This is a genomic window from Paracoccaceae bacterium Fryx2 (genome assembly GCA_032334235.1).
Lineage (GTDB): Bacteria > Pseudomonadota > Alphaproteobacteria > Rhodobacterales > Rhodobacteraceae > JAVSGI01.
In genome coordinates, this window is sequence record JAVSGI010000005.1 from 989,486 (window position 1) to 1,010,972 (window position 21,487).

Consider the following 21,487-nt stretch of genomic DNA (forward strand, 5'->3'; position numbering starts at 1 on the left):
GTCCTTGCCATGCATCCGGACCGATTCTGCCCGTGCCGGGCCGGTCCGGAATGCAACGTCGCGGCACGAAAGGCCATTTCGCCCTGATATGCGATAACAACCGATGGACATCCCGTGACAGCCGGGCGAAACCCGGCAACCAAGCAACGTGCCCGGGGCCTCAAGGTTCCTGCAAAAGACCAAGCAGACGGGTCTTTTCGCCCCGGTCGCCCGGATCCGAGATCACCAGCGCCAGGGATTCCAGCGAGGCGATCGAATGGCCGGCGCGGAAACTGTCGACATGGGGCAGCATGGCGCGGATGCCGCTGGCGCGCGGGGCAAAGCCTTCCCAGCGCAGAAGCGGGTTCAGCCAGATCAGGCGGCGGCAGGAAAGGTGCAGCCGCTCCATCTCGCGCGCGAGGGTGCCGGGCTCGTCGCGGTCCAGCCCGTCGGTGATCAGCAGCACCACTGCCCCCTGCCCCAGCACCCGGCGCGACCAGTCGCGGTTGAAGGCGTGCAGGCTGGCACCGATCCGGGTGCCGCCCGACCAGTCCTGCGCCTCGGACCCGGCGGCGGCGAGCGCGGCATCGACATCGCGCTGCGCAAGGTGGCGGGTGATGTTGGTCAGCCGCGTGCCGAAGGTGAAGCCGTGGACCCGGCTCCAGCCCTGACCCTTGGCATTGGCCACCGCATGAAGGAAATGCAGCACGAAGCGGGAATACTGCGACATCGACCCCGAGATGTCGCAGAGCACGACAAGGTTCGGCCAGCGAATCGCCGGTGACTTGCGCGCGATGCGGGTGATCTCGCCGCCCTGGCGAACCGCCGTGCGCAGGGTGCGGCGGGCATCGGCACGCGCGCCCGACGGGTCGGCAAAGGTCCGCCGCGAGGTCAGCGGCTTCACCGGCAGCGACAGGCGGGCCAGCATCCGCTTGGCCTCGGCCACCTCGGCGGTGGACATCTGCTCGAAGTCGAGGGTGCGCAGGCGTTCGTCGCGCGACATGGTGCGGGAGGCGTCGATTTCGATCTTCGTCTCGCCGTCGTCCTGGGGCGCGTCCTGCGGCGCCTCGCGGTCGGCACCGTCGAGCAGCGCCTCGGCCGCGCGCTTTTCGGCGGCCTGGGCCGCGCGTTCCTCCTGCACGCCGCGGATCGCGGGCAGCATCATCGACATCATGTGTTCAAGGTAGCGCGGGTCGCGCCAGTAGAGCCGGAATATCTGCTGGAACACCGCGCGGTGTTCGGGGCGGCTGACAAAACAGGCGTGCAGCGTCCAGTAGAAATCGACCCGCCGGGTGAAGCCCGCCGCCTGCACCGCCGTGACCGCGTCGATCACCCGCCCCGGCCCGATCGGCAGCCCGGCCTTGCGCAGCGCCCGGGCGAACCAGGCGATGTTGTGGGCGAGCTTGCCGTTCTCGGGCAGGGCGATGTCGGGGTATTCGGGCATGGGGACCGGCTGGGGGATTGCGGAAAGACCGGGGGGGCTGCCTGCCCCCCGGCCCCCCCGGGGATATTTGCGAACAGAAGAAGGGGGCAGGAAGTGGGGGTCAGGCGGGGGCGAGGCTGCGGCGGACCTCGTCGAGCAGGCGTTTGGCTTCGGAGCCTTGCAGTTTCTGGATGTCGTCCTGGTATTTCAGGATGGCGCCCAGCGTGTCGGCGATGACTTCGGGGGAAAGCTGGATCACGTCAAGCGCCAGCAGGCATTTCGCCCAGTCGATGGTTTCGGCGACGCCGGGCTTCTTGAACAGGTCTTCGGTGCGCAGCCGCTGCACGAAGGCCACGACCTCGCGCGACAGGGCTTCGGAGGCTTCGGGGGCGCGGGCGCGCAGTATCTGCATTTCGCGCTCGTGGGTCGGGTAGTCGACCCAGTGGTAGAGGCAGCGGCGCTTCAGGGCGTCATGCACCTCGCGGGTGCGGTTGGAGGTCAGGATCACGATCGGGGTTTCGGGGGCGCGGATGGTGCCAAGCTCGGGGATGGTGACCTGGAAATCGGACAGGGCTTCGAGCAGGAACGCCTCGAACGGCTCGTCGGTGCGGTCAAGCTCGTCGATCAGCAGCACGGGGGCGCCGCCGGGTTGCGGGCGCATCGCCTGCAGCAGCGGGCGTTCGATCAGGTAGTCTTCGGTGAAAAGCTCGGTCTTGAGGCTGTCGCGGTCGGCGCCGCCCCCGGCCTCGGCGGCGCGGATCGCGATCATCTGGGCGGCGAAGTTCCATTCGTAGACGGCGGAGGAGGCGTCGAGCCCTTCGTAGCATTGCAGCCGGATCAGGCGGCGGCCGAGGCCTGCCGCGATGGCCTTGGCGATCTCGGTCTTGCCGACGCCGGCCTCGCCTTCGAGGAACAGCGGACGGCCGAGGCGCAGCGACAGGAACACCACGGTGGCCAGAGCGCGCGAGGCGACGTAGTTCTGGGCGGCGAGCATTGCCGCCACGGCGTCGATGGAGTCAGGCTTGGCGATCACGGGGCGGCTCCCTGGGGTTGGGCCATGCTGGCGGGGCGGGCCCTGGCGGTCAAGGCGGCATGGGTTCGTCTGCGACCTAAGAAGGGGGTCAGAGCGCCGCCATCCCCTGCCGGATGAAGCGGTTGTCGCCGCGCGTCAGCACCCAGCGGCCAAGGCGGCGGGCAAGGTCGGGGCGGCCCCGGTCGAGCGCGCGCTTGAAAAGCTCGCGCTGGTAGCGGGGGAAGGTCTTGCGGGCGCGAAGTGCGCGGTAGAAGGCGCTTTCGGTCAGGGTGCCGTTCAGCGCGCCGAGGGTGATCGGAGCGAGGATGCCCATCTGCTGCAGGCTGGAGCCGAGCCGGTGGCCCATCAGCGAGGCGCGCAGTTTCAGCACGTTGGGGCCGGTGAAGCGGGTGGCGTGGCCGCTGTCGAGCGGCTCGAACGGGTCGTAGAGCAGGGTGACGCGGCCCGCGGCGCGGCTGACCTCGGCCGCGTCGCCGTATTTGCCGGTGAAGTCGCGGTCCCAGGCGGTCTTGTAGCGGGTTTCCCACGGCACCATCGCCCGGTCGAGGGTGGATTGCGGCGAGATTGCCACCACATCGGCCCCCGGGCAGGCGGCGACGAAGGCGCAGGCGGCGTAGCCCCCCATCGAGGCGCCGTAGAACACCACCCTTTTGAAGCGTGCGAAGAAGCCCGAGGCGGCAAGCTGGTCGAACTGGTCCCACACCCAGGGGTCGCGATACCAGGTCCAGCCGTTGGCCATCACGCCGAGCATCGACCAGCCCTGCTTTTCGATGAAGCCGAAGCCCCAGGGGCGGCGGTCCTCGCGCTTGGTCATCGCGATGTCGAGGTTGTCGAAGGTCACCACCAGCGTGTCGCCGCGCGGCATGTAGAGGAAGCTGTGCTGGCCGTTGTCGCGGAAGAAGCCGTCGGGGCCTGCGAGGGTGCGGGCGATGGCGCTCCAGCCGTCATCCGACGTTGGCGGGGCGGCGGGGGCGTTGGCGCGCAGCAGGACGCGGGTGATGGTGGTGCCGCCGGAGCCGTCGCGCGACAGGGTCTCGGCGGTGCCATAAGCGGCGAGGAAGGGGAAGGCGCCCGAGCCCTTGCGGATGTCGGTCAGCAGGCGGGTATCGGCGTGCAGGCAGGTTTTCAGCAGCGGTTCCAGATGCTTGACCTTGTGCACGTCGCCAAAGCCCGCAAGGTTGGCGATCACGTCGAACGGGTGCAGCGCGACGGCGCTGGCGATCACCTGCACCTTGTCGGCGGGCACGCCGTCAGCGATCAGCCGGGCGCGGGCGGCGGCGATGCCGGGGCTTGCGCTGGCGGGAAACGCGCCGCGCGGGTCGAGGTCGATCAGGGCGATGGTGCAGTCCCACCGCGACCAGGCGGCCAGCGCCAGGGCGGGGGCGGTGCCTGCGATGTCGGCAAAGCTCGCGACATCGGGCAGGTCGATGGCGTCGATCAGGGCGGCGTCGCGGTCGGGCGCGGTCTCGGGCGCGATGGGGGCGGCGGCGGGGTCGATGCCGTGGGCAGCGGCCTGTTCGGCCAGAAAGCTGCCCGCAGGCGGCAGACCCGCGTGTTTCAGCGCAAGGTCGCGCCGCGTCGCGGGCCAGAGCCGCAGGGCGCGCGCCCCGGGCGGCAGCAGGGCCGCCACATGCGCCGCCCCGCGTTGCAGCTTGCGCCGGTCGCTGCCCGCCAGCGGGGCCAGCGCGGCGGCGGGCAGCAGCCGGGCCTGCTGGTCATGGGCGTGCAGCGCGTGGAGGAGCGAGGGCAGCGGGTCGGCCAGCAGCGCGGTCAGCATCCGGCTGCGGGCGGGCATGGCCAGCAGCGCCGTGCTGACGCCGCCTGCCCCGTCGGACCCGATCAGCCAGCCGTCGCGCGCCGCCACCGGGCCAAGCGCCAGCGTATCCGGCTCGGCCCAGATCATGCCGGGGCAGGCCCGCAGCATGAGCAGGCGGAAGCGGTCGGGGGCAGTGCCCTCGGGGGCAACTTGGGTCGCCTCGCGCAGCGTGATGCCGGGCGGTGTGCCTGCGGGCGCCGGGCCGAAGTGGAACAGCGTGACCCCGTGACCGGCATCGCGGAACGAGGCGAGGCACAACTGGTCGAGCCACGTCAGCGCGCCCCCCGGTGCGAGCGTGCCGATATCCGCCGGTCTTGCCATCTGCGTGCCCTTCCGCCCTGCCCGCCGGACTGCGCCGACCCCCGCACTTCGTCGGATTGGCGTCACTCTGACAAGAAACCCGGGGCTTGCCAAGGACGTGCGTCAGTCATCGTCGTCTTCCGCCGCACCTGGCTTGACCGGGATCGGGGCGGCAGTGGGGTCGATGCCGTGCTTGCGCAGCAACTGCCCGATCAGGCTGCGCGGGCGCGGGATGCCGCCGTCCTTGGAAACGATGCGCGCCCGCATCCGCCGGCCGTAGAAATGGATCGAGAAGGTCTCGTCCGTCACATAATCCGAGACCTCGACGCCGGGGCGCAGCATCAGGCGGCGGTCCTCGTAGGCAAAGGGGTAGAGCGCGGCGCGCGGCAGGGTGTGGCGCACCTCGCCGGTCTGTTTCAGGAAATGGGTCAGCGCGTGCGGCCCCCACACCCCCCACGGCTGTTCCGAGACATGCAGCGGCGTGCCCGCATCGCGCAGCGCGCGCAGTTTCGCGCAGTAGTCCTCGTCATACCAGTCGGGCACGGCGAATTCGTCGCGGGTGAACGCCAGCAGCGCCGCCAGCGTCGCGCTGTCCTGCGGCAGGCCCAGCACGCCGCCGTTGATGCCGGTCTCCGATTCCCACGCGTGGAAATGGCCGGTCGGCGTGGTGAAGGGTTTCACGCAATAGGCGTCGGTGTCGGCCCAGATCATGCGGTCGCGCTTTGCCAGCAGGTGATAGCGGAACACGTCGGAATGCAGCGCCGGGCTGCCGGTGCGTTCATGCCGCAGAAAGCCGGTCTGCGGCAGGATGGCGGCGGCATCTTCCAGCGCCACGCCGTCGGGAGCATTCGTCACCCCTTCATAGGTGAACAGCGTCACCTGCTGCCCGGCATCGACGAAGGATTTCAGGCACAACTGTTCAAGGAAACTCAGCGACCCGCCGATCCACAGGGCGCCGATCTGGTAGTCTTGGCTCATGTCACGTCCCCGGGGCACGACCCGGCCCCCTGTGCGGCAGAGTGGCGGGGCTTTCGGGGCGGATGCAATGGGTAAAGTGGGGCGGTTCTCAGGCGGGCGGCGATATGCTAGCAGGGACGCACGGGGCGGCGGCAAGACCGCCCGGACGGGCAAGGCGATGGGTTCGGCAGGCATGGACAGGGACGGTTCCGGGCGACGGGCGGGCGGGGTGCAGGTCTTGCACCGCCGACTGTGGATGCAGGACATCCACGCGGGGGGCGTGACGCGCCTGCTGGATGCGGTGGCGGAACCCTCCGGTCGGCTGCGGCTGTTCTTCGGCCACGGCACGAAGCCCGAAGCCTTTCTGCCCGATGGCGCGCCGGGCTGCTGCCTGCCCGAGGAACTGCGCGACATTTCCGACAGCACGATGGTGGTGGCGCGCGGCGGCTCTGCCGTGCTGGCGCTGACGGATGGCGGGCGCATCACGGCGCAGCCTGCCCCCGCGGAAACCGGGTTTCTGGCCGGGCTGAACTGCATCCTGTCCTTCCGGCTGGAGGAGACGGCGGCGCAGGTGGCCGAAGGGCTGGCCCATCAGGCGCGGCACCATGGGCTGCAAGGGGTGCTGATCGTCAACCGGGTGCCGGGTGACGACCCGGCCGGTTTTGCGGCGGAACTGGAGGCGGCGCTTGCGGGGTTTGACCTGAGCGTGGTGCTGCTCGACTGCCCGCAGCCGCTGGGCAAGCCCGACCTCGGGCCGGAAAGCCACCCGTTCCTTGCCCCCGACGCCCCCGGCAAGGACCGCATGACCCCGCCCGACCCCGACCCGTGGCGCTCGGCACTGGGCGAGGGGCTGATCCACGAGGTGGCGAAGTGGCGCTTCCTTGCCGAGGCGCGGGCTGTGCTGACGCTCGACCCATGCGACATCCTCGCGCCGCGCCTCGCCGGGGCGCCGACGGCCTTTGACCTTTGCGTGCAGGCCAAGCATGGCGTGGTGCTGATGATCGGGCGGCGCATCTACCCGTGGCGGGTGCGCGCGGGGCAGCAGGCGAGGTTCGGTGACCACATCTGCCGCCCGTTCGACGCCCGGCGCGGCATGGCGCGCTGGGGTGTGGCGCCGCAAAAGGCGGGGCTGGAAAACACCTGGCGGGCGGCGCGGGTGGCCTTTGCCAAGCCCGATGCCGGGGTGACGGTGCCCTTCCTGCGCGCCATGTCGATCAAGGTGCCGGGCCGGTCGGCCTCGGAACTGGTGCCCAAGACCGCGCTGATCGAGGATGCCGCCCTGCTGGCGCTGGCCGAAGGCGCGTTCGGCCACAAGCCGATCCGCGCGCCGGTATCGGCGCCGAAGCCCGCCCCCCGCGCGGCGGTGGATGCCGGGCGCACCGCCATCGTCACCACGATGAAGAACGAGGGGCCGTTCATTCTGGAATGGCTGGCCTATCACCGCATGATCGGGGTGCAGGATTTCCTGATCTACACCAACGACTGCACCGACGGCACCGACACGATGCTTGACCTCCTGCAGCGCAAGGGGCTGGTGCAGCACCGCGAGAATCCGTTCCGCACCACGGACCTCAAGCCGCAGCACGCGGCCCTGCAGGCGGCCGAAGCCGAGCCGGTGATGCAGAATTGCGGCTGGGGCATCTGCATGGATGTCGATGAATTCATCAACATCAGGATCGGTGACGGCACCCTGCCCGCGCTCTACGACGCGATGGGCGAGGCCAACATGATCAGCCTGACCTGGCGGCTGTTCGGCAATGCCGAGGTGCAGGCGTATCGCGACCGCTTCCTGCTGGACCAGTTCGCCCGCTGCGCGCCGGAAGTGATCCGCAAGCCGCATCAGGCCTGGGGCTTCAAGACGCTGTTCCGCAACATCGACATCTACAAGAAGCTGGGCGTCCACCGCCCCAAGGGGCTGCGTCCCGACCTGTGGAATCAGGTGCGCTGGCTGAACGGGTCGGGCAAGCCGATGCCGACCGAGATGTTCCGCAACGGCTGGCGCTCGACGCTGGAAACCTATGGCTACGACTGGGTGCAGCTGAACCACTATGCGGTGCGGTCGGCCGAAAGCTTTCTGGTCAAGCGCGACCGCGGCCGGGTGAACCATGTCGACCGCGATCAGGGGCTGAACTACTGGTTCCGGATGAACCACAATGTCGGGCTCGACCGTTCCATCCAGCGGATGATCCCGCGGATGAAGGTCGAATACGACCGCCTGCTGGCCGACCCCGAGATTGCGGCGGCGCATGGGTTCTCGGTCGCCTGCCACCGGGCGAAGATTTCCGAACTGCGCGGGATGGACCACCATCGGCGGTTCTACGACGAGCTGACCGGCGACCGGATGCAGCGGCTTTGCCGGCTGCAGGCGCATTTCGGCTCGGCGGTGTTCAATGCCGGACCGGGGGTGATTCCGGCAGACCTGCACGAACGGGAACTGGCGCCGGATTTCCTGTTCACCGTGGCCCATGAAGGCGAGGCGGAGCATTGAGCGCTTCCGTCCGGCAGTTTTCGGGCGGAAGGGGCGGAGCCTCCGGCGGGGATATTTGGGCCAAGATGAACGGGGGCGCGGGGCGGGCATGAGCGGCGGGTTCACCGTGGTGACCACGATGAAGAACGAGGGCGCATTCCTGCTGGAATGGGTCGCGCACCACAAGGCGCTGGGGTTCGACGCCATCCTGATCTGCACCAACGACTGCGCCGACCCGACGCGCGAGATGGCGCTGCGGTTGCAGCAGATGGGGCTGGCGCGGCATCATGCGACGAAACCCTGGGCGGTGACCTCGATCCAGCGGTCGGCGCTGAAGCAGGCGACGCGCTATCCCAAGGTGACGGGGGCGGAGTGGCTTTATGTCTGCGACGCCGACGAGTTCCTGTGCGTCAAGCTGGGCGACGGGTCGGTGCGGGCACTGGTGGCGGCGGCGGGGGCCGGGGCCGAGGTGGTCTCGGTGCCGTGGCGGGTGTTCGGGCCGGCCGGGCGGCGGGATTATGACGACGTGCCGGTGACGCGGCAGTTCATCCTGGCCGAGGCGCCGCCGCAGCGGCCGGTCTACCCCAAGTCGCTGTTTCGCGGGCTGGACAATGTGGGACGGATCGGCATCCATGCGCCGATTGCGCGCGATGGTCTGGGGCGCGACCTGCGGCGCGAACTGCCGGGCGGGGTAGCGCATGTGCCGCAGCATCACGCGATGTTTGTTGCGGGCGACGTGCGCTTTGCGCAGGTCAACCACTATGCCCTGCGCACGCGTGACAGCTTTCTGGTCAAGCGCGACCGGGGGCGGGTGAACCATTCGGCGCAGGGGATGGAGATCGACTACTGGGACCGCTTCGACCGCGCCGAGGTGCCCTGCGACGCCATCCGGCGCTATGACGAGGCGGTGGCGGGGTGGCTGGCGCATCTGCAGGGCGACGCGGTGCTGGCGGGGCTGCACGCCGTATCGGTGGCCTGGCACCGCGAACGGGTGGCGGCGCTGAAGGGCCGGGCAGACCATGCCGACATTCTGGCGGCGATCGGGGAAAGGCAGGGCAGATGCGTATCCTCGCCATCCTGACCGTGCGCGACGAGGGTGCCTTCCTGCTCGACTGGCTGGCGCATCACCGGGCCTGCGGGTTCACCGATTTCCTCGTGTTTTCGAATGATTGCACCGATGGCACCGATGCGATGCTCGACCGGCTGGCGGCGCTGGGGGGGCTTTGCCATGTGCGCAACGACGGCCCGCACCCCGAGGGGCCGCAATGGGCGGCGCTGAAGGCCGCCGACCGGCACCCGCTGAAGGCCGCCGCCGACTGGGTGCTGGTCTGCGACATCGACGAGTTCGTGAACATCCATGTCGGGGATCGCAGCGTGGCGGCGCTGCTGGCCGCCCTTCCGCAAGCCACGGCGATTCCGCTGACGTGGCGGCTGTTCGGCAATGCGGGCGTCGTGGACCATAGCGACGCGCCCGTGCCCCATGTCTTTACCCGCGCCGCCCCGGCCGTGCTGCACTGGCCGTGGCGTGCAGCGCTGTTCAAGACGCTGTTCCGCAATGACGGGGCCTATGCCAAGCTGGGCGTCCACCGCCCCCGCGCCCCCGACCCCGGCCGCCTGCCCGACCAGCGCTGGTTCGACGGATCGGGGCGCGAGATGCCTGCGCTGTTCCACACGGGGCGGATCTTTTCCGACTTCGGGCAGGACAACTATCAGATGGCGCAGTTGAACCACTACGCGCTGGGGGCGATGGCCAGCTATGTGGTGAAGTGCGACCGGGGCCGGGCAAACCGCGACGCCTCGGCCTTCGACATGAGCTATTGGGTCGAGCGGAACTTCTGCGACGCCGAAGATGCCAGCGTGCTGGCGCTGGAGCCCGCCGCGGCCCCCCTGCGCGCCGCGCTGCGTGCCGACCCGGTGCTGGGGCCGCTGCATGACGCGGCGGTGGCCTGGCGGCAGGCGCGCTTTGCCGCGCTGATGGCGGAAGAGCAGTGGCGGGCACTGTTCGGGCGGCTGCTGATGACCCCGCCCAGCCGCGCCCTGCCGCGCGACCAGGCGCGGATGATCATTCGCCATGCCCGCCGGGGGAACGATGGTTGATGCCGGGGTGGAAACAATAGCGCCGAATTGTTTCCGGGGTGCCCGGAAAAGCCGCAAACCTGCCCCCTTGTCCGCCCGATTTGGCCACGCAACACTGAGACACTGGCTGAACGACCCAGACCTTCCCGGCGAACCCGCAGAGGCATCCCCATGACGCGTGACGATGTGCCCACCCTTACGATTGCCGTCGATGCCGAAGCCGCCACCGACCGTGACAGCTGGCTGGCGCTGATGGACCAGATCGGTGAAGAGGCGGGGCATTTCCAGCCGCTGGGCGCGCGGCACTGGGCGTTCTTCGTCGACGAAAGTCCGATCCTGCTGGTCAGCTTCGAATCGCTCGACGAGATCCGCGCCGACCAGCCCGGCCAGATGCCGCTGGGCCATGCCATCGCCAGCGGTCAGGGCTGGTCGCACCTGTGCCTGATCGCGGATGGCGAGACCTGGTATCGCGACCCTGCGGTTTACGGCTATTTCGACCGGCTGGTCGATGATGCCTTTTTCGAGGATTTCGACCGCGTCGTGTTCTACGGCGCGGGGATGGGCGGTTATGCCGCCTGCGCCTTTTCGGTCACCGCCCCCGGTGCGACCGTGGTGGCAGTGCAGCCCGTGGCGACGCTAGACCCCGCCGTGGTCGGCTGGGACCGCCGCCATCTTGGCCAGCGGCGGCTGAACTTCACCGACCGATACGGCTATGCCCCCGACATGACCGAAGGCACCGGCGAGGTGTTCGTGGTGGTGGACCCCGTGCAGGTGCCCGATGCGATGCACGCCGCCCTGTTCCGCAGGCCGCATGTCACCGTTCTGCGCTGCCCCCATCTGGGCGACCGGCTGGAGGTGGCGCTGAGCCACATGCAGATCCTGACCCCGATGATCGAGGCGGCGGGCGAGGGGCGGCTGACGCCCGCCGCCTTTGCCCGGCTGTGGCGGGCGCGCCGGCAGTTCGGCCCCTATCTGCGCCAGATGCTGACCCTGTCCGAGCAGGCGGGCCACCTGTCGCGCGCCGCCAGGGTCTGCCGCAGCGTCACCAACCGGATGAGCGCGCCGCGCTTCCGCAAGCGCCTTGCCGAACTGGAGGCGCTGATGGCCGCCCCCCCGGAGCCACCGTCCGCTTCGCCGCCGGGTCAGTAGGTCACGGCGATCGCGTCCAGATCCTCGGCGCGCTGCCAGGTCAGGCGGGCGCGGCAGGCATAGATCACCATCGGCTCGATCGACCCGCCGTGATAGGCATAGCCCTCGGCGGAGCAGGTCGCGTCGCGAAAGGTGACCCAGGCGCGCTGCGCGTCGCGAAGTTGCATCTCGGCACCGCGCCGGGCCTCGGGCAGACCCGCGTCAATGTTGCGCATGACATCGCGGGCCGCTTTGTATGTGACGTTCAACGCCTTGTCGGCGGCGTTCCAGTCCTGCTCGGCGCAGAATGTCAGTTCCATCTGGACCTCGGCCGCCTCGCAATCGACCTCCTGCGCGGCGGCGGGCTGGGCAAGCAGGAGAGCGGCAAGGGCAGCGGTCAGCGGTAGGGGGTGGGTCATGGCGGGCTCCGGGGTGGCTGTGGGTTTGATCAGGCAGAAAACGGAAGCGTGCGGCAGTGGAGGCATCATTCTTCGCAAACTGGCCAAGCCGAATGTAAGATCAACGCAGGTGCTCTGGATAAGAAAAATCCCACACCAACATCCCGACGGGCGGAAATCTGCGAGGTAGATTCGTCGGATCGAATGGAAGTTCCCTTGCCACTGAACTATCAACAGCTTGATTCAATTGATTGTGCTGTTCTGCATAAAAATAACAGAGCTTCAAGTATCTGCGAAGCACTGCCAGACTCGGAAAGGTCATTCTCTGTCGATGCCAAACCATTAAATCCTTGTCGCCACGGCTTGTATTGCAGTGAGGGCACGAGCGCACCTGATTCAACGCAATGTATTTTCCATTCAGCTTGCTGCGCGGTATCAGATGATCCCAATGATACACCGGGCTCGTGCTGCCACAGTGGGCGCATACCGGAGTTCCATCCTGTGCGAGCGCATCGTCACGGTCAAGAGTGCTGATGTTCAAGGTTTTCTGCTGATATTTGGACATAATTATATTCGTCGCCTTTGTCCTGCCTCCTGGATATGGATTAGGTTTTCCTGCTGTTGCGCACTTTTCCAATTGGCGGCACACGGTCAGCATAGAATAAGCCCAGAAAATGTGATCTTCAACGGTTAGAAGCCTTCTGTGCCGCTTGAGATCGCTCCAATCCCAGTTGTTCTTGCCGGACATAGCGCATCTCCCCAGAAGCTCGATTGACTTAACCTTACGCGAACTGGTGTTAGGGGCAAAGGCTTCAACTCCGTCGCCGTCGATCGAATGTCGCCCGGGCAAGGTTGCCACCACGTTGAAAGTGGCCACCCACCCCACAAGCCACTGGAAAACCGCCCCCCGATGCGCTACCCGCTCCCCATGACCCAGAGCCTCACCATACGCCGACCCGACGACTGGCATCTGCACCTGCGCGATGGCGCGATGCTGCAGGGGGTGCTGCCCGAAACCACCCGGCATTTCGCCCGCGCCATCGTGATGCCGAACCTCGTGCCGCCGGTGGTGACCGGGGCGCAGGCGGCCGCCTACCGCGACCGCATCCTTGCCGCGATGCCCGAAGGCGCAGCGTTCGAGCCGCTGATGACGCTTTATCTGACCGAGACCACCGACCCCGACGACGTGGCCGCCGCCGCCGCCTCGGGCCTCGTCAAGGCGGTCAAGCTCTACCCGGCCGGCGCCACCACCAATTCGCAATCCGGCGTGCGCGATTTCGACCGCGTCCGCCCGGTGCTGGAACGCATGGCCGAAATCGGCCTGCCGCTCTGCGTGCATGGCGAGGTGACCGACCCTTCGGTGGACATCTTCGACCGCGAAGCGGTGTTCATCGACAGCGTGCTCGACCCGCTGCGCCGCGCCACGCCGGGGCTGCGGGTGGTGATGGAACACATCACCACGGCGCAGGGCGTGGGCTATGTGCGGCAGGGGGGCGCGGATCTGGGCGCCACCATCACCACGCATCACCTGATCCTGAACCGCAACCACATCCTCGCGGGCGGCATCCGGCCGCATTACTACTGCCTGCCGGTCGCCAAGCGCGAAAGCCACCGCCTGGCGCTCCGCGCCGCCGCCACCAGCGGCGAGGGCTGCTTCTTCCTCGGCACCGACAGCGCCCCGCATGTCGACGCAGCGAAGGAACAGGCCTGCGGCTGCGCCGGCTGCTTCACCGCCACCAACACCATGGCCATCCTGGCCGAGGTGTTCGAGGCCGAAGCCGCCCTGCCCCGGCTGGAAGCCTTCGCCAGCCTGAACGGCCCAACCTTCTACCGCCTGCCGGTCAACCGGACCACCCTGACCCTGACCCGCAGCGACCACCCCCATTCCCCCTCCCTCTGGCCCGACAAGATCCTGACCGAGGCCGGCCCCGTCACCGTTTTCGACCCCGGTTTCCCGCTGCACTGGCATGTCGAAGGCTGATTTCTTCTGTTTCCAAATATCCCCGCCGGAGGCTCCGGCGGATCGGCCGGGTGCCTCCGGCGGGGATATTTGCGCCAAGATGAAAACGATTTTCACGAAAGGACAGCGCCCATGATCCCCTCTGCCTTCCCGCCCAGGGATGAAATCGCCCGGCTGACGGCGCGGATGCTGCTGGAAATCAAGGCGGTGCATTTCAACACCGAGACGCCGTTCACCCTGGCCTCGGGCCTGCCGTCGCCGACCTACATCGACTGCCGCAAGCTGATCTCGCATCCGCGCATCCGCTCGGTGCTGATGGATTTCCTGACGGTGACGGTGATGCGCGATGCGGGCTTCGAGGCGTTCGACAACATCGCGGGCGGCGAGACGGCGGGGATTCCCTTTGCCGCGCTGGTGGCCGAACGCATGGCGCTGCCGATGACCTATGTGCGCAAGAAGCCCAAGGGCTACGGCCGCAACGCCCGGATCGAGGGCGAGATGACGCCCGGCCAGCGCGTGCTGCTGGTCGAGGATCTGACGACCGACGGCGGCTCGAAACTGTCCTTCGTCGATGCGATCCGCGAAACCGGGGCCAGCTGCGCCCATACGGCGGTGATCTTCTACTACGGCATCTTCCCCGAGACGACGCAACGGCTGGCCGACCACGGCGTGACGCTGCATCACCTGTGCACCTGGTGGGACGTGCTGGCCGAGGCGCGCGCCACGGCGGCCTTCGATGCCGGGACGCTCGCCGGGGTCGAGGCTTTCCTGTCAGCCCCGCGCGCGTGGCAGGAGGCCCGGGCGGCGAAATAGCGCCCATCCGCGCCGCGGCCGCGCCGGACGGGCGCCGCCGCCTGTGGATCATCCCGCCGCCCGCCCCCGCGGAATCGCCACAAGCTGTGGCCCCTGTGCAGCGCCCCCCCGGATATGGTAGGGTCACACTTGTCCACAGCCTATCCACAGGCCATCCACAAGGCACAGGGCCGGTTTGGCACCGCCTTGTGCCCTGTTTCGGGAAGCCCCGGCATGGGGTATGCACGACCCACAAGAAACGTCGCCAGAAAACACGAGGGCAGCATGAACGAGATCACCGCATTCCGGCCCACGGCTCCGCAACCTGCTCCGCCGGCCGCCGACGATGCCCTGCCCCAGAATATCGAGGCCGAACAGCAGCTTCTGGGTGCGATCCTGACCAACAACGACGTTTACGACCGCATTTCGGCGGTGGTGAAGCCCGAGCATTTCTTCGACCCCGTGCATCAGCGCATCTTCGAGATCGCCGCCGCCCGCATCCAGAAGAATGCCCTCGCCTCGCCGGTGACGCTGAAGGCGTTTCTGGAGGATGACGCGGGGCTGAAGGAACTGGGCGGCCCGGCCTATCTCGCCCGCCTGGCAGGGGCGGCGATCTCGGCCTTCGCCGCGCGCGACTATGCCCAGATGATCTACGACCTTGCGGTGCGGCGCGAACTGATCGCGCTGGGGCGCGACATCTCGGCCCGCGCGGCCAAGGTCGATGTGACCTCGGAGCCGAAGGAACAGATCGTCGAGGCCGAACAGCGGCTTTACAAGCTGGGCGAACAGGGCCACGCCGAACGTGGATTTCAAAGCTTTCTCAAGGCGGTGACCGACGCGGTGAATGTGGCCAACGCCGCCTACCAGCGTGACGGCGGGTTGGCCGGCATCTCCACCGGCCTGATCGACCTCGACAAGAAGCTGGGCGGCCTGCACCCGTCGGACCTCCTGATCATCGCCGGGCGCCCCTCGATGGGCAAGACCTCGCTCGCCACCAACGTCGCCTTCAACATCGCCAAGGCCTACAAGCGCGGCCGCCAGCACGACGGGTCGGAAGGCGCGGTCGAGGGCGGCGTGGTCGGCTTCTTCTCGCTGGAGATGAGCGCGGAACAGCTGGCCGCGCGCATCCTGTCCGAAGCCTCAGAGGTGCCCTCGGAACAGATCCGCCGCGGCGACATGACCGAACAGGAATTCCGCCGCTTCGTCGAAGCCGCCAAGTCGCTGGAGGCCTGCCCGCTCTACATCGACGACACGCCCGCCCTTGCCATCAGCCAGGTCGCCGCCCGCGCCCGCAGGCTCAAGCGCACCCACGGGCTCGACGTGCTGATGATCGACTACCTGCAACTGCTGAAAGGCACCAACAAGAACGACAACCGCGTCAACGAGGTGTCCGAGATCACGCAGGGCCTGAAAGCCATCGCCAAGGAACTGAACATCCCGGTGGTGGCGCTGTCGCAGCTCTCGCGCCAGGTCGAAAGCCGCGAAGACAAGCGCCCGCAACTGTCGGACCTGCGCGAATCCGGCTCGATCGAGCAGGATGCCGACGTGGTGATGTTCGTCTACCGCGACGAATACTATAAAGAACGCGAAAAGCCGGGCGACCACGAGCTGGAAAAGATGGCGCAGTGGCAGTCGGTGATGGAACAGGTGCACGGCAAGGCCGAGGTCATCATCGGCAAGCAGCGGCACGGCCCGATCGGCTCGGTCGAACTCAGCTTCGAGGGCCGCTTCACCCGCTTCGGCAACCTCGCGAAATCCTGGCAGGGCGACGGCGGCGACGACCGGTTCTGACCGGCCGGCCGGGACACCCCGATCCGGCACAGAGGGGTATTTGAACCAAGAAGAAGCCTCACCGTTTCTTCTTGGCCCAAATACCCTCTCCGCCTCTCCCCCGACGCCACCGCACGACGCCCGGGGTGCGTCAGCGCCGCCCGAGGGGGCTCGATGCCCCCGAGGGCGGCGGCTCCGTCCCCTTTCCCCCTTGACCTCGCCCGCCCGCCTGTCAAAACACGCCCCATGGCCACAGCAATCCTCACCATCGACCTCGACGCCATCGCCGCCAACTGGCGCGCGCTGGACCGGCTCAGCGCGCCCGGCACCCAGACGGGTGCCGTGGTCAAGGCGGATGCCTATGGCCTTGGGACGGCGCGGGTGGTGCGGGCGCTGGCGCAGGCCGGGGCGCGGCGGTTCTTCGTAGCCGTGGCCGAAGAAGGTGCAGCCGTGCGCCAGTCGCTGGGGCCGGGGCCGCAGATCAACGTGCTGGGCGGCCACATGACCGGCGACACCGAGATGATCCACGACCTCGATCTGACGCCGATGCTCAATTCCATCGAGCAGATCACCCGGCACCTCGAATCGCTGCCCGGCCATCCCTTCGGGGTGCAGCTTGATACCGGGATGAACCGTCTCGGGATCGAGGCCGCCGAATGGGAGGCCGTGGCCGCCCTGGTGATGGAGGCCGGGCCCGAGCTGGTGATGAGCCACCTCGCCTGCGCCGACGAGCCCGAGCATCCGATGAACACGGCCCAGCTGGCCGAGTTTCACGCCATGACCGACGGCATCGGCGTGCCGCGTTCGCTGTCTGCGACGGGCGGCATCCTGCTGGGGCCCGAGTATCACTTCGACCTGACCCGCCCCGGCATCGGGCTTTACGGCGGCCGCCCCTTCGATGCCGGTGCCCGTTCCGTCGCGCTGTCGCTGCCGGTGGTGCAGGTGCGCGAGGTCGCCACGGGCGAGGCGGTTGGTTATGCCGCAAGCTGGATCGCCGAGGGTCCGGCGCTGATCGCCACCGTTTCGGGCGGCTATGCCGACGGTCTGCCGCGCGGGTTGTCCAATGCCGCCGTGCTCTGGGATGGCGACACGCCCTGCCCGCTGGTCGGCAGGGTGTCAATGGACCTGATCACGGTCGACATCAGCCACCTGCCCCGGGTGCCCGCGCATCTCGACATACTCGGGCCGCATCAGGGCCCGGACGATCTGGCCGACGTGGTCGGCACCATCGGCTATGAGATCCTGACCCGGCTCGGCGCGCGCTACACGCGCCGCCATGTCGGCAGCCTCGCATGATCCTGCTGGCCCCGGTGGCCGCTTTGGGCAAGGTGGTGCTGGCCGCCCTTGCCAGTCTGGGTCGGGTGATGCTGTTTGCGGTGCAGGTAGTGTCGCACATGTTGCGCCCGCCGTTCTATCCGCGCGAATTCGGCCATGCGCTGGTGCAGATCGGCTGGCTCAGCCTGCCGGTGGTCGGGCTGACCGCGCTCTTCACCGGCGGTGCGCTTGCCTTGCAGATCTATTCCGGCGGGGCGCGGTTCAATGCGGAATCGGTGGTGCCCTCGATCGTCGCCATCGGCATGGTGCGCGAACTCGGGCCGGTGCTGGGCGGGCTGATGGTGGCGGCGCGGGTTGCCAGCTCCATCGCCGCCGAGATCGGCACCATGAAGGTGACCGAGCAGATCGACGCGCTGGTGACGCTTTCGACCAACCCGTTGAAATACCTTGCAGTCCCGCGCGTGCTGGCCGCCACGCTGGTGATGCCGGTCCTGGTCGCGGTGGGCGACGCCATCGGCATTGCCGGCGGCTGGATCGTGGGGGTGAATCGGCTGGGCTTCAACTCGGCCACCTACCTCAAGAACACCATCGACTTTCTCGAACCGTGGGATGTCGGGTCGGGCCTCGTCAAGGGCGCGGCCTTCGGCTTCATCGTGGCGCTGCTGGGCTGCTGGCACGGCATGAACTCGGGGCGGGGCGCGCAGGGCGTGGGGCGTGCGACCAAATCGGCCGTGGTGGCGGCTTCGATCCTGATCCTTGCGGCCAACTACCTGCTGACGGAGGTGTTCTTCACCTCATGATCGAGCTGACCGGCGTTCACAAATCCTTCGGCGGCAACCATGTGCTGCGCGGCATCACGCTCGCGGTGCCCGAGGGGCAGAGCATGGTGATCATCGGCGGGTCGGGCACCGGCAAGTCGGTGCTGCTGAAATGCATCCTCGGGCTGGTGCATCCAGAACAGGGCCGCATCGCGCTGGATGGCGAGGATGTGACGCGGGCCGAGCGCGAGGGCTTCCTGTCGAAGTTCGGGATGCTGTTCCAGGGCGGCGCGCTGTTCGACAGCCTGCGGGTCTGGGAAAACGTCGCCTTCCGGCTGCTGCGCGGCCAGGGCAAGCTGCCCAAGGCCGAGGCGCGCGCCATCGCACTGGAAAAGCTGCGCCGGGTCGGGCTGGGGCCGCAGGTGGCCGACCTTTACCCGGCCGAACTGTCGGGCGGGATGCAGAAGCGCGTCGGCCTTGCCCGCGCGATCGCCGCCGCGCCGCAGATCATCTTCTTCGACGAACCGACCGCCGGGCTCGACCCGATCATGGCCGGGGTGATCAACGCCCTGATCCGCGAGATCGTGGTCGAGATGGGCGTAACGGCGATGACAATCACCCATGACATGACCTCGGTCCGCGCCATCGCCGACCGGGTGGCGATGCTGCACGAAGGCGTCATCCAGTGGACAGGGCCGGTGGGCGACCTCGACACCACGCCCGACCCCTATCTGCAGCAGTTCATCCACGGCCGCGCCACCGGACCGATCGCCGCGGTGCGTTGACAGGAATGGCCCCGGGTGGAACAACCCGGGCCAGAGGGGGAACACCCGTGCCCGGCCCGACCCTGAACCGCCTGCTGTTCGCCGCCAACCTGTTGCTGGCGCTGCTGTTCCCGGTGGCGTGGTTCGCGCCGCTGATGACGGTGAAGGTCAGCCTGAAATTCTGGGCCGAGGGCACCGACCTGTCGGTGATCGGCACGCTGCAGGGTCTGTGGCCCGACGATCCGGTGCTGGCGCTGCTGCTGACATTTGCCGCCATCGTGGCGCCGACCGTCAAGGTGCTGGGCACGGGGCTTATTTTGCTGGACCTGCTTTCGCCCCGCGTGCAGGGCGCGCTGTTCCACATCGGGCGCTTCGCCATGGCGGACGTGTTCCTGATCGCGGTCTACATCGCCATCTTCAAGGGGCTGGACGGCGGCAGCATCACCATCGGCTGGGGGCTGTATCTCTTCACCGGCTGCATCCTGGCCTCGATGCTGATCGGGCTGATCGACCACCGGCGCTGACCGGCCGCCCTTGCGGCCCGCCGCCGGGCGTTGCATCAAGGCGGCATGGCAAAAGCACCCAACACCTTCACCTGCACGGCCTGCGGGGCCGTCCACCGCAAATGGGCCGGGCGCTGCGAGGCCTGCGGCGCCTGGAACTCGGTCGTCGAGGAGGCGCCGCTTTCCACCGGCCCCAAGGCACTGGGCGGCAAGGGCCGCACGATCCCGCTGACCGACCTTGCCACCGAGGAAGCTCCGCCCCCCCGCGCCGGGTCGGGGATGGAGGAGCTTGACCGCGTGCTGGGCGGCGGGCTGGTGCCGGCCTCGGCGATCCTCGTCGGCGGCGATCCCGGCATCGGCAAGTCGACGCTGCTCTTGCAGGCCGCCGCCAGCTTTGCCCGCACCGGGCTCAAATGCCTCTACATCTCGGGCGAGGAGGCGGCGGCGCAGGTCCGGATGCGGGCGCAAAGGCTGGGGCTGACCGACGCGCCGGTGGCGCTGGGGGCCGAGACCAACCTGCGCGACATCCTGACCACGCTCGATGCCGAACGGCCCGGCCTTGCCATCATCGATTCGATCCAGACCATGTGGCTTGACACCGTCGATGCCGCGCCGGGGTCGGTCAGCCAGGTGCGGGCGGCGGCGCACGAACTTGTGACCTTCGCCAAGCGTCGCGGCGTGGCGGTGGTGCTGGTGGGGCATGTCACCAAGGACGGCCAGATCGCGGGGCCGCGCGTCGTCGAACACATGGTCGACACCGTGCTTTACTTCGAGGGCGAGCGCGGCCACCAGTTCCGCATCCTGCGCGCAGTGAAGAACCGTTTCGGCCCCGCCGACGAGATCGGCGTGTTCGAGATGACCGGCGCGGGGCTGGCGCAGGTCAGTAACCCGTCGGCGCTGTTCCTGTCGGAACGCGGCACCGCCACGCCCGGCTCGGCGGTATTCGCAGGCATCGAAGGCACCCGCCCGGTGCTGACCGAGATTCAGGCGCTGGTCGCCCCCTCGCCGCTCGGCACGCCGCGCCGCACCGTGGTCGGGCTGGATTCGGGGCGCCTCTCGACCATCCTCGCGGTGCTGGAGGCGCGCTGCGGCATCCCCTTCACCGGGCTCGACGTGTTCCTCAACGTGGCGGGCGGAATGCGGGTCAGCGAACCCGCCGCCGACCTTGCCGTTGCGGCAGCCCTGGTTTCGGCGCGCGAGGATGTGGCAATTCCGCCAGACATGGTGCTATTCGGTGAAATCAGCCTGTCGGGTGCCCTGCGCCCGGTCGGCCAGACGGAAAACCGGTTGAAAGAAGCATCGAAACTTGGTTTTTCACAGGCAATTGCGCCGTCCCGCTCCAAACTGGGCGGGGGAGAGGGGATGCGGGTGCGTCAGATGCCCGACCTCACGGCGTTCGTGGGCGAAATGTTCGGGGCCGGATAGTCCCCGAGAGGAGCATGTGAATGGAAGGCTTTACCCTGATCGACGCCGTCGTGGCGGTGGTCATCGTGCTGTCGGCGGTGCTGGCATACTCGCGCGGGCTGGTGCGCGAGATCATGGCGATTGCGGGCTGGGTGGGTGCGGCGGTGCTTGCCTTCATCTTCGCCCCGCAGGCGCAACCGCTGGTCAAGGAGCTGCCGGTGATCGGCAACTTCCTGGGCGACAGTTGCGAATTGTCGATCATCGCGGCCTTCGCGGCGGTGTTTGCCATCGGTCTGGTGGTGATGTCACTGTTCACGCCGCTGTTTTCCTCGGTGATCCAGCGGTCCGCTTTGGGCGGGGTGGATCAGGGGCTGGGCTTCCTGTTCGGCGTGCTGCGCGGCATTTTGCTGGTTGCGGTGGCCTTCATCGTCTATGACCGCGCCGTTGCGGCCAATTCGGTGCCCATGGTCGACAATTCGCGCAGCGCCAAGGTGTTCGCCTCGTTCCAGGTCAGCATCGACGAGAACATCCCCTCGGATGCGCCGGGCTGGATCGTGGGCCAATACGAAAAGCTGGTTGGAAGCTGCGGCGCCCCGTCGGCCCCCGCCGCTGGTCCGGCCGCAGCACCGGCCATCGGCAACTGATCCCGCCGCACCATCGGCGCGTGACAGTGGCGTGACATCG

The 21,487-nt window shown here is 68.2% G+C and carries 19 protein-coding genes; 13 read left to right on the forward strand and 6 right to left on the reverse strand.

The features are described from left to right. Positions 1-160 precede the first annotated feature (160 nt). From RNZ50_13970 to RNZ50_13985, 4 genes are all read right to left on the reverse strand, one after another. Positions 161-1,423 carry a VWA domain-containing protein gene (locus RNZ50_13970; GenBank protein MDT8856102.1) on the reverse strand — a complete coding sequence of 421 codons (1,263 nt, stop codon included), beginning with the start codon at positions 1,421-1,423 and terminating at the stop codon, positions 161-163. A gap of 100 nt (positions 1,424-1,523) precedes the next feature. Beyond that, on the reverse strand, positions 1,524-2,432 hold the full coding sequence (locus RNZ50_13975; GenBank protein MDT8856103.1) for a MoxR family ATPase: 909 nt from the start codon (positions 2,430-2,432) through the stop codon (positions 1,524-1,526). A gap of 91 nt (positions 2,433-2,523) precedes the next feature. After that, a complete protein-coding gene (locus tag RNZ50_13980) occupies positions 2,524-4,572 on the reverse strand; it encodes a hypothetical protein (GenBank protein MDT8856104.1) in 2,049 nt (682 codons plus the stop codon). A 102-nt stretch (positions 4,573-4,674) separates the two neighbouring features. Beyond that, positions 4,675-5,529, reverse strand: coding sequence for a hypothetical protein (locus RNZ50_13985; protein MDT8856105.1), 855 nt, complete (start codon positions 5,527-5,529; stop codon positions 4,675-4,677). Between the two features lie 172 nt (positions 5,530-5,701). Here RNZ50_13985 and RNZ50_13990 point away from each other — a divergent pair, with 172 nt between their 5' ends. The 4 genes from RNZ50_13990 to RNZ50_14005 all read left to right on the forward strand — a co-directional run bounded on the left by RNZ50_13990 (position 5,702) and on the right by RNZ50_14005 (position 11,200). Further along, positions 5,702-7,996: a glycosyltransferase family 2 protein gene (locus tag RNZ50_13990; protein MDT8856106.1), complete on the forward strand. Its 2,295-nt coding sequence runs from the start codon at positions 5,702-5,704 to the stop codon at positions 7,994-7,996. Between the two features lie 88 nt (positions 7,997-8,084). Then, positions 8,085-9,056, forward strand: coding sequence for a glycosyltransferase family 2 protein (locus RNZ50_13995; GenBank protein ID MDT8856107.1), 972 nt, complete (start codon positions 8,085-8,087; stop codon positions 9,054-9,056). After that, a complete protein-coding gene (locus RNZ50_14000; protein MDT8856108.1) occupies positions 9,035-10,072 on the forward strand; it encodes a glycosyltransferase family 2 protein in 1,038 nt (345 codons plus the stop codon). Before RNZ50_13995 ends, RNZ50_14000 begins: the two co-directional genes overlap by 22 nt. Positions 10,073-10,222: 150 nt before the next feature. Further along, positions 10,223-11,200, forward strand: a complete 978-nt coding sequence (locus RNZ50_14005) for a phosphoadenosine phosphosulfate reductase (GenBank protein ID MDT8856109.1) — start codon at positions 10,223-10,225, stop codon at positions 11,198-11,200. Here the strand turns inward: RNZ50_14005 and RNZ50_14010 are convergent. Then, complete coding sequence (locus RNZ50_14010; protein ID MDT8856110.1) at positions 11,194-11,598, reverse strand: lysozyme inhibitor LprI family protein; 405 nt, start codon at positions 11,596-11,598, stop codon at positions 11,194-11,196. The genes RNZ50_14005 and RNZ50_14010 overlap by 7 nt on opposite strands. A 100-nt stretch (positions 11,599-11,698) precedes the next feature. Continuing rightward, the gene (locus RNZ50_14015) at positions 11,699-12,325 is read right to left on the reverse strand and encodes an HNH endonuclease signature motif containing protein (protein MDT8856111.1); all 627 of its coding nucleotides are present in this window, start codon (positions 12,323-12,325) and stop codon (positions 11,699-11,701) included. 180 nt (positions 12,326-12,505) lie between these two features. Here RNZ50_14015 and pyrC point away from each other — a divergent pair, with 180 nt between their 5' ends. The 9 genes from pyrC to RNZ50_14060 all read left to right on the forward strand — a co-directional run bounded on the left by pyrC (position 12,506) and on the right by RNZ50_14060 (position 21,447). Further along, positions 12,506-13,558, forward strand: coding sequence for a dihydroorotase (gene pyrC, locus RNZ50_14020; GenBank protein MDT8856112.1), 1,053 nt, complete (start codon positions 12,506-12,508; stop codon positions 13,556-13,558). Between the two features lie 111 nt (positions 13,559-13,669). Beyond that, the gene (locus RNZ50_14025) at positions 13,670-14,350 is read left to right on the forward strand and encodes an orotate phosphoribosyltransferase (GenBank protein ID MDT8856113.1); all 681 of its coding nucleotides are present in this window, start codon (positions 13,670-13,672) and stop codon (positions 14,348-14,350) included. Positions 14,351-14,614: 264 nt separating this feature from the next. After that, the gene (locus RNZ50_14030; GenBank protein MDT8856114.1) at positions 14,615-16,120 is read left to right on the forward strand and encodes a replicative DNA helicase; all 1,506 of its coding nucleotides are present in this window, start codon (positions 14,615-14,617) and stop codon (positions 16,118-16,120) included. A 225-nt stretch (positions 16,121-16,345) separates the two neighbouring features. Continuing rightward, entirely contained in the window at positions 16,346-17,395 is a 1,050-nt protein-coding gene (alr, locus tag RNZ50_14035) for an alanine racemase (protein ID MDT8856115.1), read from the forward strand. After that, positions 17,392-18,174, forward strand: a complete 783-nt coding sequence (locus tag RNZ50_14040; protein ID MDT8856116.1) for an ABC transporter permease — start codon at positions 17,392-17,394, stop codon at positions 18,172-18,174. The genes alr and RNZ50_14040 overlap by 4 nt, the downstream gene beginning before the upstream one ends. Next, entirely contained in the window at positions 18,171-18,917 is a 747-nt protein-coding gene (locus tag RNZ50_14045) for an ABC transporter ATP-binding protein (GenBank protein ID MDT8856117.1), read from the forward strand. The genes RNZ50_14040 and RNZ50_14045 overlap by 4 nt, the downstream gene beginning before the upstream one ends. A gap of 47 nt (positions 18,918-18,964) precedes the next feature. Then, positions 18,965-19,420 carry a paraquat-inducible protein A gene (locus RNZ50_14050; protein MDT8856118.1) on the forward strand — a complete coding sequence of 152 codons (456 nt, stop codon included), beginning with the start codon at positions 18,965-18,967 and terminating at the stop codon, positions 19,418-19,420. 45 nt (positions 19,421-19,465) lie between these two features. Then, positions 19,466-20,824: a DNA repair protein RadA gene (gene radA / locus RNZ50_14055; GenBank protein ID MDT8856119.1), complete on the forward strand. Its 1,359-nt coding sequence runs from the start codon at positions 19,466-19,468 to the stop codon at positions 20,822-20,824. A gap of 20 nt (positions 20,825-20,844) precedes the next feature. Further along, positions 20,845-21,447, forward strand: a complete 603-nt coding sequence (locus tag RNZ50_14060; GenBank protein MDT8856120.1) for a CvpA family protein — start codon at positions 20,845-20,847, stop codon at positions 21,445-21,447. Positions 21,448-21,487 lie beyond the last annotated feature (40 nt).